Below are 14,420 nucleotides of genomic sequence, written 5' to 3' on the forward strand. Positions count from 1 at the left end.
GCGCCGCCATGACCATTATTGAAACGGCATCTGCGCCACAAACCCAACAGCTGGGCAATGCCCTGCTGGATGTGAAAGATCTGCGCGTCACCTTTAAAACGCCTGATGGCGATGTAACCGCGGTAAACGATCTCAACTTCAGCCTGCGGGCCGGTGAGACGCTGGGGATCGTGGGTGAATCCGGTTCCGGTAAATCCCAGACGGCCTTTGCGCTGATGGGGCTGCTGGCGCAAAACGGCGTCATCGGAGGGTCTGCGACCTTTAACGGCAGAGAGATCCTCAACCTGCCGGAAAACGAGCTGAACAAGCTGCGCGCCGAGCAGATCTCGATGATTTTCCAGGATCCGATGACCTCCCTTAACCCGTACATGCGTGTGGGTGAGCAGCTGATGGAAGTTCTGATGCTGCACAAAGGGCTGGGCAAAGCCGAAGCTTTTGAAGAGTCGGTCAAAATGCTGGATGCGGTGAAAATGCCGGAAGCGCGTAAGCGCATGCGCATGTTCCCGCATGAGTTTTCCGGCGGGATGCGCCAGCGTGTGATGATCGCCATGGCCCTGCTGTGCCGACCAAAACTGCTGATTGCCGATGAACCCACCACCGCGCTGGACGTGACCGTTCAGGCGCAGATCATGACCCTGCTGAACGAGCTGAAGCGTGAGTTCAATACCGCCATCATCATGATCACCCACGATCTGGGCGTGGTCGCCGGGATCTGTGACAAGGTGCTGGTGATGTATGCCGGTCGTACCATGGAGTACGGGCGAGCGCGCGACGTGTTCTACAACCCGGCGCACCCGTACTCTATCGGCCTGCTGAATGCTGTCCCGCGTCTGGATGCGGAAGGCGAGGCGCTGCTGACCATCCCGGGCAACCCACCGAACCTGTTGCGTCTGCCGAAAGGCTGTCCGTTCCAGCCGCGCTGCCCGCATGCGATGGAGATTTGCAACACCGCACCACCGCTGGAAGAGTTTGCCCCAGGCCGTCTGCGTGCCTGCTTTAAGCCGTACGAGGAGCTGGTATGACTGTCATCGACGAAAAACGTAATGTCCTGCTCGAAATCGCGGATCTGAAAGTCCACTTTGACATCAAAGATGGCAAGCAGTGGTTCTGGCAGCCGGCAAAAACCCTGAAAGCCGTGGACGGCGTCACCCTGCGTCTGTACGAAGGGGAGACCCTGGGCGTGGTGGGCGAGTCGGGCTGCGGTAAATCGACCTTTGCCCGTGCGATTATTGGCCTGGTGAAAGCCACCGACGGTAAAGTGGCCTGGCTGGGCAAAGATCTGCTGGGGATGAAGCCTGACGAGTGGCGCGCCGTGCGTAGCGACATCCAGATGATTTTCCAGGATCCGCTGGCCTCCCTGAACCCGCGTATGACCATCGGGGAGATCATTGCCGAGCCGCTGCGCACCTATCATCCTAAGATGCCGCGGACTGAAGTGCGCGATCGCGTCAAAGCGATGATGATGAAAGTGGGCCTGCTGCCGAACCTCATCAACCGTTACCCGCACGAGTTCTCAGGCGGCCAGTGTCAACGTATCGGGATTGCCCGCGCGCTGATCCTTGAGCCGAAACTGATTATCTGTGACGAACCGGTCTCCGCGCTGGACGTGTCGATTCAGGCGCAGGTAGTGAACCTGCTGCAAAAACTGCAGCGTGAGATGGGCCTGTCGCTGATCTTTATCGCCCACGATCTGGCGGTAGTGAAGCATATCTCCGATCGCGTGCTGGTGATGTATCTCGGCCATGCGGTAGAGCTGGGCACCTATGATGAGGTGTACCACAACCCGCTGCACCCTTACACCAAAGCCCTGATGTCTGCGGTGCCGGTGCCCGATCCGGATCTGGAGAAGAATAAACAGATTCAGCTTCTGGAAGGGGAGCTGCCGTCGCCGATCAATCCGCCGTCCGGCTGTGTGTTCCGTACCCGCTGCCCGATTGCCGGGCCGGAGTGTGCGAAAACGCGCCCGGTGCTGGAAGGCAGTTTCCGCCATGCGGTCTCCTGCCTGAAGGTTGACCCGCTCTGAACGGATAACAGGTAATAAAAAAGGCTGCATTCGCAGCCTTTTTTTATTCGCGCCAGAGGATGTGGCACAGCTTGTGGTCTTTCTCGCGACACAGCAGGACGCGGGCAAAGATATCGTTAATCTCACCGCCGTCGGTATCGGCCAGACCAATCACCACTTCAGCGAAGAAGTCCGGGTTCAGGTCATAATCGACGTGCTCGGCCCAGTCTTCAGACGGGTCGAACAGCTCGGCACCGCCACGCTCTTCAAACTGCAGATTAAAGAGAATCACGTCTGCCGGATCGAGATTATCGACGGCCAGTTCGAGGAAGATATCGTAGGCCTGTTCGAGCGTTTCGTCTTCGGTCAGGCGATTGTTCAGATCCATTTCCATGATGACTACCTGTTTAACATCGTTGGTTGGGCACGTTTTACAGCAACGGACTAAAGAAGTAAAACAGTCGTTCGGTAATTCGTTGCCATAGCGGTCTTTTCACCCACAACCGCGCATCCAGCAAGCGGGAGCGGGAGATATAGTCGTCCTGCACCGCGGCCAAATCAGCGCCAAAACCAGCGTCATCAATCACCAGGGTGATCTCAAAATTGAGCCACAGGCTGCGCATATCCAGGTTAACCGTCCCCACCAGGCTGAGTTCGCCATCCACCAGCACGCTTTTGGTGTGAAGCAGGCCACCTTCAAACTGGTAAATCTTCACCCCGGCGGCCAGCAGTTCGCTGAAGAAGGCCCGGCTGGCCCAGCCTACCAGTACCGAATCGTTCTTGCGCGGCAGGATGATGCTGACATCCACCCCGCGCTGGGCGGCGGTACAGATGGCGTGCAGCAGATCGTCGCTCGGCACGAAGTAGGGGGTGGTCATGATCAGATATTCGCGGGCGGAATAGGCCGCGGTGAGCAGCGCCTGGTGAATCAGATCTTCCGGGAAGCCAGGACCAGAGGCAATGGTGTGGATGGTATGCCCGCTGGCCTGCTCAAACGGCATGATGTTGGCATCAGGCGGCGGGGGCAGAATGCGCTTGCCGGTTTCGATCTCCCAGTCGCAGGAGTAGACAACCCCCATCGCGGTGGCGACCGGGCCCTCCATGCGCGCCATCAGATCAACCCACTGGCCCACGCCGGCGTCCTGTTTAAAGAAGCGCGGGTCCACCATGTTCATACTGCCGGTATAGGCAATGTAGTTGTCGATCAGCACCATTTTGCGGTGTTGGCGCAGGTCCATCCGGCGCAGGAACACACGCAGCAGGTTTACTTTTAAGGCTTCGACCACCTCCACCCCGGCATTGCGCATCATCGATGCCCAGTTGCTGCGGAAAAAGGTCACGCTACCGGCGGAGTCGAGCATCAGACGACAGTGAATACCCCGGCGTGCGGCGGCCATCAGGGATTCCGCGACCTGATCGGCCATCCCGCCCGGTTGCCAGATGTAAAACACCATCTCGATGTTATGGCGTGCCAGCTGAATATCGCGGATCAGCGCATGCATCACGTCATCGGAGGTGGTCATCAGCTGAAGCTGATTGCCTTTGACGCCCGCAATGCCCTGGCGGCGCTCGCAGAGCTGAAACAGAGACGCTGCGACGTCGCTGTTCTCTTCGGCAAAGATATGTTTGCAGGATTTCAGATCGTTAAGCCATTTGGCCGTTGAGGGCCACATGGCGCGGGCGCGTTCCGCGCGTCGTTTACCGAGGTGAAGTTCGCCAAAGGATAAGTACGCGATGATGCCGACCAGCGGCAGGATAAAAATAATCAACAACCATGCCATGGCGGAAGGAACGGCTCTGCGCTTCATCAGGATGCGTAATGTTACCCCTGCGATGATTAGCCAGTATCCCAGAATGAGCAGCCAACTCACCACGGTGTAGAAGGTTGTCATAATAAAAAATCCTTTTGAAAGCGTATTGTTAAGAGTTTACGCGTCAGGATTTTTCTGGCAAATAAAAACGCCAGATAAAAGCACTGGTTTGCCGCAGGCAAGGGTCTATAATGAGCGCTCTGTTTTAGGAAGAGTTGTTAACATGAAGCGCAGTAGAACAGAAGTAGGGCGCTGGCGCATGTTGCGACAGACAGGTCGTCGCAAAGCGCGTTGGCTGGAAGCACAATCCCGCCGTAATATGCGTATCCACGCCATCAGAAAATGCAGTACGAACCGTCATCGCAATGCGTTACTGTTCGCCGTTCAGGATTACTGAATGACACAAGGGCACCCTTTGAGGTGCCCGATGTTTTTTAAAGATTCGCTATTTCGAAAAGGAGGATGAAGTGTTTGCGGATTTTGGTGTGCTTAATTTCTGGACCTATGTTGTTGGAGCCATTTTCATTGTTCTGGTTCCGGGTCCCAATACCCTGTTTGTCTTAAAAACCGGCATTGGTCATGGCGTCAAGAAAGGCTATCTGGCGGCCAGCGGCGTGTTTATCGGTGATGCGGTGCTGATGTTTCTCGCCTGGGCCGGGGTCGCGGCGCTGATTCAGACCACCCCAATACTGTTTAATGTGGTTCGCTATCTCGGGGCGTTCTACCTGTTATGGTTGGGCGGGAAGATGCTCTGGTCGGTCATCCGGCATAAACAGCAGGGCGAAGCGGGCGGTATCGAACCGGCAAAAACCATCATGAAACGCTCGCTGGTGCTGAGTATGACCAATCCGAAAGCGATCCTGTTTTATGTCTCGTTCTTTGTGCAGTTTATCGACGTACAGGCTAACAACACCGGCGTGGCGTTTATGATCCTCGCGATCACGCTGGAGGTCATCAGCTTTATCTATATGAGCTTCCTGATTTTCTCCGGGGCATTTGTCACCCGTTACCTGAAAACCAAAAAGAAACTGGCGAAGCTGGGGAATGGCTTGATCGGTTTGTTGTTCGTTGGATTCGCGGCGCGGCTGGCGTCGCTGCACTGACAAGAAAGGCTCCTGATAAGGAGCCTTTTTTTATCCTAGAAAACTTTTTTAAACGGTTTCACCACGACGTTATCATATACGCCAGCCGCCACATACGGGTCGTCCTGCGCCCAGGCCTGCGCCGCTTCGAGTGATTCAAACTCGGCAATCACCGTCGAGCCGGTAAAGCCGGCCGCACCCGGATCGTTGCTGTCGACGGCAGGCATTGGCCCTGCAGTCAGTAATCTGCCTTCGTCATGCAGCAGCTGTAAGCGTGCCAGATGGGCAGGGCGCACGGAGAGGCGTTTTTCCAGAGAATCAGCAACATCTGCAGCAAAAATCACATAAAGCACAGCGGAGCTCCTTAACCAATAAAAGTGTGAATTACGTTATGTGAAAGTGCAGGGGACTGCAATGTAAAGATAGCTACATTGTTAAAACCCTGCGCACTGCGTGCCTTTTTTCGCCTGCCGGACGCTTTATTCAGGCGAAGTTTAACTGGCTTATTGAATATGATTGCTATTTGCATTTAAAATCAGGGCCTGGCTTTTTAACTGAAACGATTATGACTTCAATGACCCTTGAATTACCTCGCCGCTTTCCCTGGCCGACGCTGTTGTCCGTCGCGATTCATGGCGCCGTCGTTGCGGGTCTGCTTTACACATCGGTACATCAGGTTATTGAAATGCCAGCGCCCGCGCAGCCGATTTCTGTGACCATGGTGACGCCTGCGGAGCTGGAGCCCGTACAGGTAGCGCCACCACCGGAACCTGTCGCAGAACCCGAGCCGGAACCGGAACCTGAAATCGTTCCTGAACCGCCTAAAGAAGTGCCGGTGGTGATCCCGAAACCGGAGCCCAAGCCTAAGCCAAAACCGAAGCCGAAACCAAAACCGGTGAAAAAGGTGGAAGAGCGTCCGAAGCGTGAAGAGCGCCCGGTCGAGCCTCGCACTACGCAACCGGTTGAAAGAGCTGCCCCGACTCGCCCGGTGATGAACTCGTCCCCGGCCACCGCTAAGCCGGTTGCGGCGGCCCCTTCTGGTCCGCGTGCGCTGAGCCGTAACCAGCCGGTTTATCCGGCGCGAGCGCAGGCATTACGCATCGAAGGGCGTGTTCGTGTGAAGTTTGACGTGACCGCAGACGGGCGAGTGGATAATGTCGAAATCCTCTCCGCGCAGCCATCGAATATGTTTGAGCGGGATGTGAAAACCGCGATGCGTAAATGGCGATACGAAGCTGGTAAGCCAGGCCGCGGGCTGATTGTGAATATCGTTTTCCGCCTCAACGGCGGGGCACAGATGGAATAATAAAAAAAGCCTCCGGATGGAGGCTTTTTTTTGGCCTGATTGTCAGACCTGCGGCAGAGGACGCGGTTTCCCGTCGTTATCCACCGCGACATAGATAAACAGCGCTTCGGTCGCTTTATAACGCTGGCCGATAGGCTCAGAAGAGACCTTTTTCACCCACACCTCAATGTTGATCGACACTGACGTATTTCCACGCTTCACGCAACGCGCGTAGCAACACACCACATCACCGACCGCGACAGGGCGCAGAAACGTCATGCCATCGACCCGGACCGTCACCACGCGGCCCTGAGCAATCTCTTTGGCGAGGATCGCCCCACCCATATCCATCTGCGACATCAGCCAGCCGCCAAAAATATCGCCGTTCGCATTGGTATCGGCGGGCATTGCAAGTGTGCGTAAAACCAGTTCGCCCTGCGGGGCGTTCGTTGTTGTCATTATGGACTCTACTCATTACGGAGGACTTCAGGCGGGATGCTACTATGATTTACAGCCGGAGAGAACAGAAGAAAACGCCAGGCTTATTGAGCCTGGCGGGGGAGATTACTGCTTGTCGTCCTGCGGCATGTGGCGGTAGATGTAGATCCCGCTCAGCAGGGTGAAAATCAGCGTCAAGGCGGTCAGACCAAACACTTTGAAGTTGACCCAGATATTCTGCGGCAGCCAGAAAGCGATATAGATATTCGCCAGGCCACAGAGAATAAAGAACACCGCCCAGGCAACGTTCAGGCGCGACCAGACGCTCTGCGGCAGGGCCAGCTCTTTACCCAGCATGCGCTGAATAAGCGGCTTTTTCATTACCCACTGGCTGAACAGCAGGGCACCGGCAAACAGCACGTAGATAACGGTCACTTTCCACTTGATGAACTCATCGTTGTGGAAAAAGACGGTCAGGCCACCGAAAAAGGCCACCAGCACGAAGGTGATCAAGGCCATTTTTTCGACCTTACGGTAGCGCACCCAGCTGTAGATCAGCACCACCGCAGTAGCGACGATCAGGGCGGTGGTGGCCGCGTAGATGTCATACAGTTTGTAGAAGGCAAAAAAGACAACCAGGGGTAAAAAATCAAGAAACTGCTTCATTCTTCGATTCCATCATCTGCGACGACCCGGGCGTGGTGCCCGGACCATCAGAAAAATTACTGGCGAATTAACGTATACAGGCGGAACAAATAGACCAGCAAGACCGCTGAGATCAGGTTGCTCACAGTATTCGCCACCACGGCACCGACGTTCGGGGTCAGGACGGCCAGGTTCGGGGCAAACAGCAGGAGCAGGGTTTTAGCCAGCAGCCAGCTCATCACCGCCGGGGCAACCAGACGCATATTAGACCATGCCAGCCGAATGCTGCTACGCATGGCGACAAAAATGCCCATTCTGTCCTGCACCACCATAATCGGCGCGAAGGCGAGCACAATCGCTAACAGTACGCCCGGCACCACGACCAGCATAATCCCTAATTGCACCAGCATGGTGGTTAAAAAGATCAGGATAAACAGTTTCGGCAGCAGTGGCGCGCTGGCGCCAATCGCCCGCAGGGCGCTGACGCGTTGCCCGGCCGAGACCAGTTGGATCATTAACAGTACGCCACCCGCCAGAATGGCATTGCCAATCAATCCGGAAAAGGTGGTCGCCGCAGAGGCTCGCAACAGGATCTGCTGCTGCTCCGGGGACATATTTTGCACCATCTCAAACAGCCCGACGCTGCTGGTGACGGGATCGCCTTCACTCAGGCTGGCTATCTGCTCCTCACTCGGCGAAAAGGCATGACCAAGTACCACCGTGATTAATGCGCACAACAAGGCGATCAGTAACAAAGTAACGAACTGATTGCGGAAGAAATTCCCCGTGTCACGGTAGACAGACTTCGCCGTGATAGACATGCACTCTCCTTGAGTATTGCAGATGTTAATTAGCGGGCAATTGTACCCTGGATAACTGCCTGGTGGCAGTATCAAGCCTTGTATGGAAAAGCATATCTTTGTAAAGCGCCCGTAATGCATCGCTGTAATTTTGCGCGGTGGTTATGCCGCTGCGCAGGGTTTGCCCGAAACGGCAAAATTGATCCAGATAGCCACTACCAATTTTTGCGTAGGGTTAAAAAAATTAATTTAGATCAATGAATGTTAAATTGCTGAATCTAGTGTGATCTCTGTTGGATCACTTATTAATCATTTGTGGGTATATTCCGTTCCTCAATAAAACCATAGCGAGGGAATGGATATGAAAAAAGCAGTGGTTGCAGCATTGATTCTGAGCACGTTTTCCGGTGGCGCCGTGGCCCACGAAGCAGGCGAGTTCTTTTTCCGCCTGGGAACCGCCACGGTTCGTCCCACGGAAGGTTCGGACAATGTGCTGGGGTTGGGCGGATTTAACGTCAGTAACAATACCCAGGCCGGGATGACCTTTACCTGGATGGCCACCGACAACGTCGGCGTTGAACTGCTGGCGGCCACGCCGTTTCGTCACAAGGTAGGGACGGGCCCGACCGGGGACATCGCCACGGTTCATCATCTGCCACCCACCCTGATGGCCCAGTGGTATTTCGGCGACGCCGGTAGCAAGCTTCGCCCCTATATTGGTGCCGGGGTCAACTACACCACCTTCTTTGATGAGAAGTTTAACGATACCGGTAAAGAGGCGGGCCTTTCCGACCTGAGTCTGAAAGATTCCTGGGGCGTAGCGGGGCAGGCGGGGCTGGATTACCTTATCAACCGCGACTGGCTGATTAACATGTCGGTCTGGTACATGGATATCGACACCGAAGTGCGCTTTAAGGCGGGGGATCAACAGCAAAATATCAGCACCCGTCTGGATCCGTGGGTGTTTATGTTCTCGGCGGGATACCGCTTCTGAAAGCAAAAAGGCCCCGAAGGGCCTTTTTTACTATTTACGACCCAGTAACAGGCCGAGGACAATACCCACCGCACCTGCGGCAATAAGGCCGGTCAGCGGGTTATTTTTAACGGCATCGGTCACATCAGTCACCACGTCGCTGGCCTGTGCAGCATATTTGCGCCCGGCACCCTTCAACTGATGTTTAGGCGAATCAACGGCCTCGCCAAACTGCTGCTGTGCAGCACCGGCAAATTCATCCAGTTTGTTCTTCGCTTTTTCACCTGCGTATTGTGCATCATTATCAAGATTTTGGTCTGACATAACGTTCTCCTTTTGTAGTCAATGTAAAGCATAGACCCAATAGAGATATCCTGAAGAAAATGGGATTAATACCTGGCGCTACGCTGTCATTATTTCTGGATAAGATAGCGGATAGTCGGTCCATCCTGCTGAATATCCAGCACCGTATAACCGTGGTTTTTGGCATCCAGCGGAATATTGTTGATGGATTGCGGACAGTCGCTGACCACCTCAAGGATCTCGCCTTTCTTCAACTGCGGCATCGCTTCAAGGGTAGCCACGGCAGGGTAAGGACAAGGTTCGCCCACCATATCGAGGCGATAGTCGGGAACGATCTCTTTCATGCGGCTTCCTCACGAATTTCAGTTTTCACGGCAGCGCGACGGAAGAAGCGTTTCTCCTGCGCCAGCACCAGTAAAAAGGCGATCAACAGCAAAAGGTAGGTCACCAGCAACCCACCCAGTGGACCAAAGGTGGTGAGAAGATTGACCTTGTCCCAGTTGGTCGCAAGAGCCGGTGCGAAATCATCCCAGTAAAAGGCCAGCAGGGTGGAACCAATCACGTTACCCAGACCGACCCACCAGTAGTGGACCTGACCTTCCACCGCGCGGTACATCCAGCCCGTCTCGCACCCGCCGGCCAGCACAATCCCGAAGCCAAACAACAGCCCGCCGATGATGGCGTTCGGGCCTGCCCACATGATCTTGGGTGCCACACCCAGCTGGACGTAGCTGAAAATGCCGATAGCACTCACCGCCATCCCGGCGATGATCGCTTTGGCCATCATCGTGCGCCCGGTGATCCACATATCGCGAAACGCCGAGGTAAAGCAGATCTGCGCCCGCTCAATCAACAGGCCAAAGCCGACGCCGAACAGCATCGCTAGCCCCAGTTTGGGCTGATCCAGCGCGGTACAGAGCGCCCAGGCCAGCATGCCGAAGAAGACCAGCATCCCCAGACGAAAGCGGCGGCGCGCCTGATCCGGCTTCTGGGTTAATGGCGAAGCGGCGCTCACCTTTTGCATTTTGATCGGAATACGGAACAGGGGCAGCAGCGTGAAGCGAGCGCCAAAGTACGAGCCTACGGCGGTGGCCAGGGCAAAGAACCAGGCGTGCAGGGAGAACTGGGGGATCCCGGTAAAGAAGGCGGCCAGGTTACAGCCCATCGCCAGACGTGCGCCGAACCCGGCGATAATGCCGCCGACCACTGCCTGGGCGATGCGGATCCGGCTGTGCGGCATACGCAGTTTGACATTGTTGGCCCACAGCGCGGCAGCAAAACAGCCGCCGAACATGCCAATGATCATCATGCCGTCGATACGGGTGAGCGGGGTACCTTCAAGGTGGATCAGTTTGAAGTAGCCCCACTCTTCGGTGTGAACGCCCGCCAGCTGCAGCAGCTGACCGCCCCAGCGGGTGAATTCGCCGGTGACGGCCCAGAAGGTGCCGGTGATGCCGAAGTAGTAGGTGGAGAGGATCCCTGCAGCAATAACGGCAGGAACGGGGGACCAGAACTTAATTAAATAAGCCTGTTTAAAGTGTTGCCACGACATAGATAAACCTCTGAACTCAGAAGGATTAAGGAGGAAGCCTTAAAAGACGAGGGGATAATACGCCGGGAATCGGGTTTGAAAAGCGTTAAATGCGCTAAAGCTCGAAGGGATCAATTTATACGGAAAGCCGTCTGGCAAAACCAGACGGCGATGTCATTACTGCGGACGGGTTGCCGCTTTCATGGCACTGGCAAACGTTTTCAGCTGGCTCAGCATCTGCTCAGGCTTATCGACGTTTTTCTCGATAATTTTCACGATTGCAGAGCCAGAGATCGCCCCGGCAGCACCGGCCCCCAGCGCGGCAGAGACCTGCTCCGGCGCGGAGATACCAAAGCCCTGCAGCGGCGGAGCGGCATTGTACTCCGCCAGTTTCTCTACCAGATGATGCAGCGGCAGCGCAGCTTTGTTCTCAGCCCCCGTTACACCGGCGCGCGACAGCAGGTAGGTATAGCCGCGACCATGAGAGGCGATCTGGCGCAGCAGTTCGTCGTCGGCGTTCGGCGGACAGATAAAGATCGGCGCGACGTTATAACGCATCGCCGCCTGGCGGAACGGTGCCGACTCCTCTACTGGCACATCGGCCACCAGCACTGAATCCACCCCCACGCGGGCGCACTCGGCGTAGAACTCGTCGATGCCGCGGTTAAACACCAGGTTAGCGTACATCAGCAGCCCGATGGGAATGGTCGGGTATTTCTGACGAATGGTGGCCAGCATTTCGAAGCACTGCGTCGGGGTCACGCCCGCGGCAAAGGCGCGCAGGGTAGCGGCCTGGATGGTCGGGCCGTCGGCCAGTGGGTCAGAGAAGGGAATGCCCAGCTCCAGCGCATCGGCACCCGCTTCGATCAGGGTGTCGATAATTTTCAGCGACTGCTCAGGAGAGGGATCCCCCAGGGTAACGAAGGGAACAAAGGCGCCTTCCTTGCGGGCTTTCAGCTCAGCAAACACGTTATCGTAACGTTCCATCAAATTTCCCCTCGTGCTTTCAGAATATCGTGAACGGTGAAGATGTCTTTATCGCCGCGACCGGAGAGGTTCACCACCAGCAGCTGCTCTTTCTCCGGGTTGTCTTTGATCATTTTCAGGGCATGCGCCAGGGCGTGGGAGGACTCCAGCGCCGGAATGATCCCCTCTTTACGGCACAGGGTTTTGAAGGCTTCCAGCGCTTCGTCATCAGTGATCGACACATATTCGGCGCGACCGATGCTGTTCAGGTGCGCGTGCTGCGGCCCAACGGACGGGAAGTCCAGCCCGGCAGAGATGGAGTACGACTCCTCAATCTGCCCTTCGTCGGTCTGCATCATCGGCGCCTTCATACCGAAGTAGATGCCGACGCGGCCATGCTTCAGCGGTGCGCCGTGTTCACCGGTTTCAATCCCGTGACCGGCAGGTTCCACGCCAATCAGCCCCACGTTGGCGTCGTCGATGAAGTCAGCAAACATGCCGATGGCGTTAGAGCCGCCACCTACGCAGGCGATAACCGCATCCGGCAGACGCCCCTCTTTTTCGAGGATCTGCGCTTTGGTCTCTTCGCCGATCATGCGCTGGAATTCACGCACGATGGTCGGGAACGGGTGCGGGCCTGCGGCGGTACCCAACATATAGTGGGCATTTTCATAGTTACCGGACCAGTCGCGCAGCGCCTCGTTACAGGCATCTTTCAGGGTGGCCGAGCCGCTGTATACCGGGATCACTTCCGCGCCCATCAGACGCATACGGAACACGTTCGGCGACTGACGTTCAACGTCTTTTGCCCCCATGTAGATGCGGCATTTCAGGCCCAGCAGGGCGCTGGCCAGCGCCGACGCCACGCCGTGCTGACCGGCACCGGTTTCGGCGATGATTTCGGTTTTACCCATCCGTTTTGCCAGCAGCGCCTGACCCAGTACCTGGTTGGTTTTATGCGCGCCGCCGTGGAGCAGATCTTCACGCTTCAGATAGAGCGTGGTATTGGTGCCCTCGGTCAGGTTGCGACATTTGGTCAGGGCCGTCGGACGCCCGGCATAGTTTTTCAGCAGGTCGGTAAACTCAGCCTGGAAGAGCGGATCTTTTTGCGCGCTCACGAACGCCTCTTCCAGCTGGCGCAGGGCGGGCATCAGGATCTGCGGCACATACATGCCGCCGAATTCGCCAAAGTAAGGGTTTAATAATGTGGTCATCTTCTCTTCCTTAATATGCACGCAGCGTTTTGAACACCGAAGCCAGCTTGCTGGCATCTTTGATGCCCGGCTGCGACTCAACGCCTGAATTGAAATCGAGACCTGCGCAGCCCGCTTTAGCGGCTTCAACGCAGTTATCCGGGCCTAAACCCCCGGCGAGCAGGACGTTGTCCAGCTTCTCACCATTGAGCAGCGACCAGTCAAAACGCTGCCCGGTTCCGCCCTGGCCGTTATCCAGAACATATTTATCGACATGGTGCAGCGTGCGCGGCGGCAGGGTACCGGTCACGCTCAGCGCTTTCCAGATTTGCACCTGCGGGTTCAGCGCGGCGCGCAGGGCATCGATATAGGCCTGATCTTCACTGCCGTGCAGCTGAACGGCGGCGAGAGAAAGCGCCTCTGCCGTGGCAACCACCTTTTCAAGAGTGGCATTGCGGAACACGCCCACGTACTGCAGTGGGGCGGCGGCAATCACTTCGCGCGCCTGGGTTTCGCTGACGTTGCGCGGGGAGGACTCAACAAAAATCAGCCCGCCGTAAATCGCGCCCGCTTCATGGGCCGCGGCGGCATCCTGAGGACGCGTCAGGCCACACACTTTGTTCTCACCCAGCAGAACGCGACGCACCGCCGCGCTGAGATCGGCCTGCTCCATCATGGCGGAGCCAATCAGGAAGCCGTTGGCGAAGTGGCTCAACTCGCGAACCTGAGCATAACTGTTGATGCCGGACTCGCTGATCACCGTCACGCCTGCGCCCAGACGCGGCGCCAGTTGACGGGTGCGGTTGAGGTCGATGGAGAGATCGCGCAGGTCGCGGTTATTAATACCGACCACTTTCGCCTCCAGGGCGATGGCGCGCTCCAGCTCCTCTTCGTTGCTCACTTCGGTCAGCACGCCCATGTTCAGGCTGTGCGCTACCGCGGCGAGCTGGCGGTACTGCTCGTCGTCCAGCACCGAGAGCATCAGCAGGCAGGCATCGGCCTGATAAAAACGTGCCAGCCAGATTTGATACGGGTCGATAATAAAGTCTTTGCACAAAATCGGCTGCGGAGCGATCCCGCTGACGATCGGCAGAAAATCAAAGCTGCCCTGGAAGTACTTCTCATCGGTCAGCACCGAAATAGCCGACGCGTGGTGCTTGTAGATGGCGGCGATCTGGGCCGGGTCAAAATCGTCGCGGATCACCCCTTTTGACGGGGAGGCTTTTTTGCACTCCAGGATAAACGCGGTGCGCGCGCCCCGCAGGGCATCATAAAAACGACGGCTGCTCGGTACCACCTCATTCTGGAAACTGGCGAGCGGCTGCTGCTCTTTACGCGCTTCAACCCAGATGGCCTTATCGGCAACGATTTTCGCTAATACGGTCTGCATT

18 protein-coding genes and 1 pseudogene are annotated in these 14,420 nt (G+C 56.4%); 6 read left to right on the forward strand and 13 right to left on the reverse strand.

Annotation, left to right across the window (positions count from 1 at the left end; translation table 11 throughout):
* Positions 1 to 8 precede the first annotated feature (8 nt).
* Positions 9 to 1,022: an ABC transporter ATP-binding protein gene (locus LG383_RS06510; RefSeq protein ID WP_225758606.1), complete on the forward strand. Its 1,014-nt coding sequence runs from the start codon at positions 9 to 11 to the stop codon at positions 1,020 to 1,022.
* Positions 1,019 to 2,023 carry a murein tripeptide/oligopeptide ABC transporter ATP-binding protein OppF gene (oppF, locus tag LG383_RS06515; protein ID WP_106993178.1) on the forward strand — a complete coding sequence of 335 codons (1,005 nt, stop codon included), beginning with the start codon at positions 1,019 to 1,021 and terminating at the stop codon, positions 2,021 to 2,023. Before LG383_RS06510 ends, oppF begins: the two co-directional genes overlap by 4 nt.
* A 43-nt stretch (positions 2,024 to 2,066) precedes the next feature.
* On the opposite strand, the gene LG383_RS06520 is transcribed toward oppF, so the two are convergent.
* Together LG383_RS06520 and cls are read right to left on the reverse strand one after the other, a co-directional pair.
* Complete coding sequence (locus LG383_RS06520) at positions 2,067 to 2,396, reverse strand: HI1450 family dsDNA-mimic protein (protein WP_032611249.1); 330 nt, start codon at positions 2,394 to 2,396, stop codon at positions 2,067 to 2,069.
* A gap of 37 nt (positions 2,397 to 2,433) precedes the next feature.
* Entirely contained in the window at positions 2,434 to 3,894 is a 1,461-nt protein-coding gene (gene cls / locus LG383_RS06525) for a cardiolipin synthase (RefSeq protein WP_225758607.1), read from the reverse strand.
* A 142-nt stretch (positions 3,895 to 4,036) separates the two neighbouring features.
* On the opposite strand from cls, the gene LG383_RS06530 reads away from it, so the two are divergent.
* Positions 4,037 to 4,210, forward strand: a complete 174-nt coding sequence (locus LG383_RS06530) for a YciY family protein (protein ID WP_146145509.1) — start codon at positions 4,037 to 4,039, stop codon at positions 4,208 to 4,210.
* A gap of 70 nt (positions 4,211 to 4,280) precedes the next feature.
* On the forward strand, positions 4,281 to 4,916 hold the full coding sequence (gene leuE, locus LG383_RS06535) for a leucine efflux protein LeuE (RefSeq protein WP_166182702.1): 636 nt from the start codon (positions 4,281 to 4,283) through the stop codon (positions 4,914 to 4,916).
* A 35-nt stretch (positions 4,917 to 4,951) separates the two neighbouring features.
* Here the strand turns inward: leuE and LG383_RS06540 are convergent, their stop codons facing one another.
* Positions 4,952 to 5,248, reverse strand: a complete 297-nt coding sequence (locus tag LG383_RS06540) for a YciI family protein (protein ID WP_032611245.1) — start codon at positions 5,246 to 5,248, stop codon at positions 4,952 to 4,954.
* A 221-nt stretch (positions 5,249 to 5,469) separates the two neighbouring features.
* Between LG383_RS06540 and tonB the strand changes: the two genes are divergently transcribed.
* Entirely contained in the window at positions 5,470 to 6,201 is a 732-nt protein-coding gene (tonB, locus tag LG383_RS06545; protein ID WP_166185311.1) for a TonB system transport protein TonB, read from the forward strand.
* A 42-nt stretch (positions 6,202 to 6,243) separates the two neighbouring features.
* Here tonB and yciA read toward each other — a convergent pair whose 3' ends face one another.
* From yciA to LG383_RS06565, 4 genes and pseudogenes are all read right to left on the reverse strand, one after another.
* Positions 6,244 to 6,639, reverse strand: a complete 396-nt coding sequence (gene yciA / locus LG383_RS06550) for an acyl-CoA thioester hydrolase YciA (RefSeq protein WP_106993174.1) — start codon at positions 6,637 to 6,639, stop codon at positions 6,244 to 6,246.
* Positions 6,640 to 6,744: 105 nt separating this feature from the next.
* On the reverse strand, positions 6,745 to 7,284 hold the full coding sequence (locus LG383_RS06555; protein WP_106993173.1) for a septation protein A: 540 nt from the start codon (positions 7,282 to 7,284) through the stop codon (positions 6,745 to 6,747).
* Positions 7,285 to 7,340: 56 nt separating this feature from the next.
* On the reverse strand, positions 7,341 to 8,084 hold the full coding sequence (locus LG383_RS06560) for a YciC family protein (RefSeq protein ID WP_225758608.1): 744 nt from the start codon (positions 8,082 to 8,084) through the stop codon (positions 7,341 to 7,343).
* 25 nt (positions 8,085 to 8,109) lie between these two features.
* Positions 8,110 to 8,199: pseudogene (locus LG383_RS06565) on the reverse strand (YkgJ family cysteine cluster protein); the annotation flags it as partial.
* Positions 8,200 to 8,424: 225 nt separating this feature from the next.
* Between LG383_RS06565 and ompW the strand changes: the two are divergent.
* Positions 8,425 to 9,057, forward strand: a complete 633-nt coding sequence (ompW, locus tag LG383_RS06570; RefSeq protein WP_166182701.1) for an outer membrane protein OmpW — start codon at positions 8,425 to 8,427, stop codon at positions 9,055 to 9,057.
* Positions 9,058 to 9,087: 30 nt separating this feature from the next.
* On the opposite strand, the gene LG383_RS06575 is transcribed toward ompW, so the two are convergent.
* From LG383_RS06575 to trpCF, 6 genes are all read right to left on the reverse strand, one after another.
* Positions 9,088 to 9,360 carry a YqjD family protein gene (locus tag LG383_RS06575; RefSeq protein WP_103179906.1) on the reverse strand — a complete coding sequence of 91 codons (273 nt, stop codon included), beginning with the start codon at positions 9,358 to 9,360 and terminating at the stop codon, positions 9,088 to 9,090.
* Between the two features lie 89 nt (positions 9,361 to 9,449).
* On the reverse strand, positions 9,450 to 9,683 hold the full coding sequence (yedF, locus tag LG383_RS06580) for a sulfurtransferase-like selenium metabolism protein YedF (protein WP_039030671.1): 234 nt from the start codon (positions 9,681 to 9,683) through the stop codon (positions 9,450 to 9,452).
* Positions 9,680 to 10,891, reverse strand: coding sequence for a selenium metabolism membrane protein YedE/FdhT (yedE, locus tag LG383_RS06585; protein WP_225758609.1), 1,212 nt, complete (start codon positions 10,889 to 10,891; stop codon positions 9,680 to 9,682). The genes yedF and yedE overlap by 4 nt, the downstream gene beginning before the upstream one ends.
* 156 nt (positions 10,892 to 11,047) lie before the next feature.
* Positions 11,048 to 11,857 carry a tryptophan synthase subunit alpha gene (gene trpA / locus LG383_RS06590; protein ID WP_225758610.1) on the reverse strand — a complete coding sequence of 270 codons (810 nt, stop codon included), beginning with the start codon at positions 11,855 to 11,857 and terminating at the stop codon, positions 11,048 to 11,050.
* Positions 11,857 to 13,050, reverse strand: coding sequence for a tryptophan synthase subunit beta (gene trpB, locus LG383_RS06595; RefSeq protein ID WP_106993168.1), 1,194 nt, complete (start codon positions 13,048 to 13,050; stop codon positions 11,857 to 11,859). Before trpB ends, trpA begins: the two co-directional genes overlap by 1 nt.
* 10 nt (positions 13,051 to 13,060) lie before the next feature.
* Positions 13,061 to 14,419, reverse strand: a complete 1,359-nt coding sequence (gene trpCF, locus LG383_RS06600; protein ID WP_225758611.1) for a bifunctional indole-3-glycerol-phosphate synthase TrpC/phosphoribosylanthranilate isomerase TrpF — start codon at positions 14,417 to 14,419, stop codon at positions 13,061 to 13,063.
* Position 14,420 lies beyond the last annotated feature (1 nt).

Origin of the sequence: Leclercia sp. Marseille-Q4284 (assembly GCF_916618945.1) — a bacterium.
GTDB classification, from domain to species: Bacteria; Pseudomonadota; Gammaproteobacteria; order Enterobacterales; family Enterobacteriaceae; genus Enterobacter; species Enterobacter tamurae.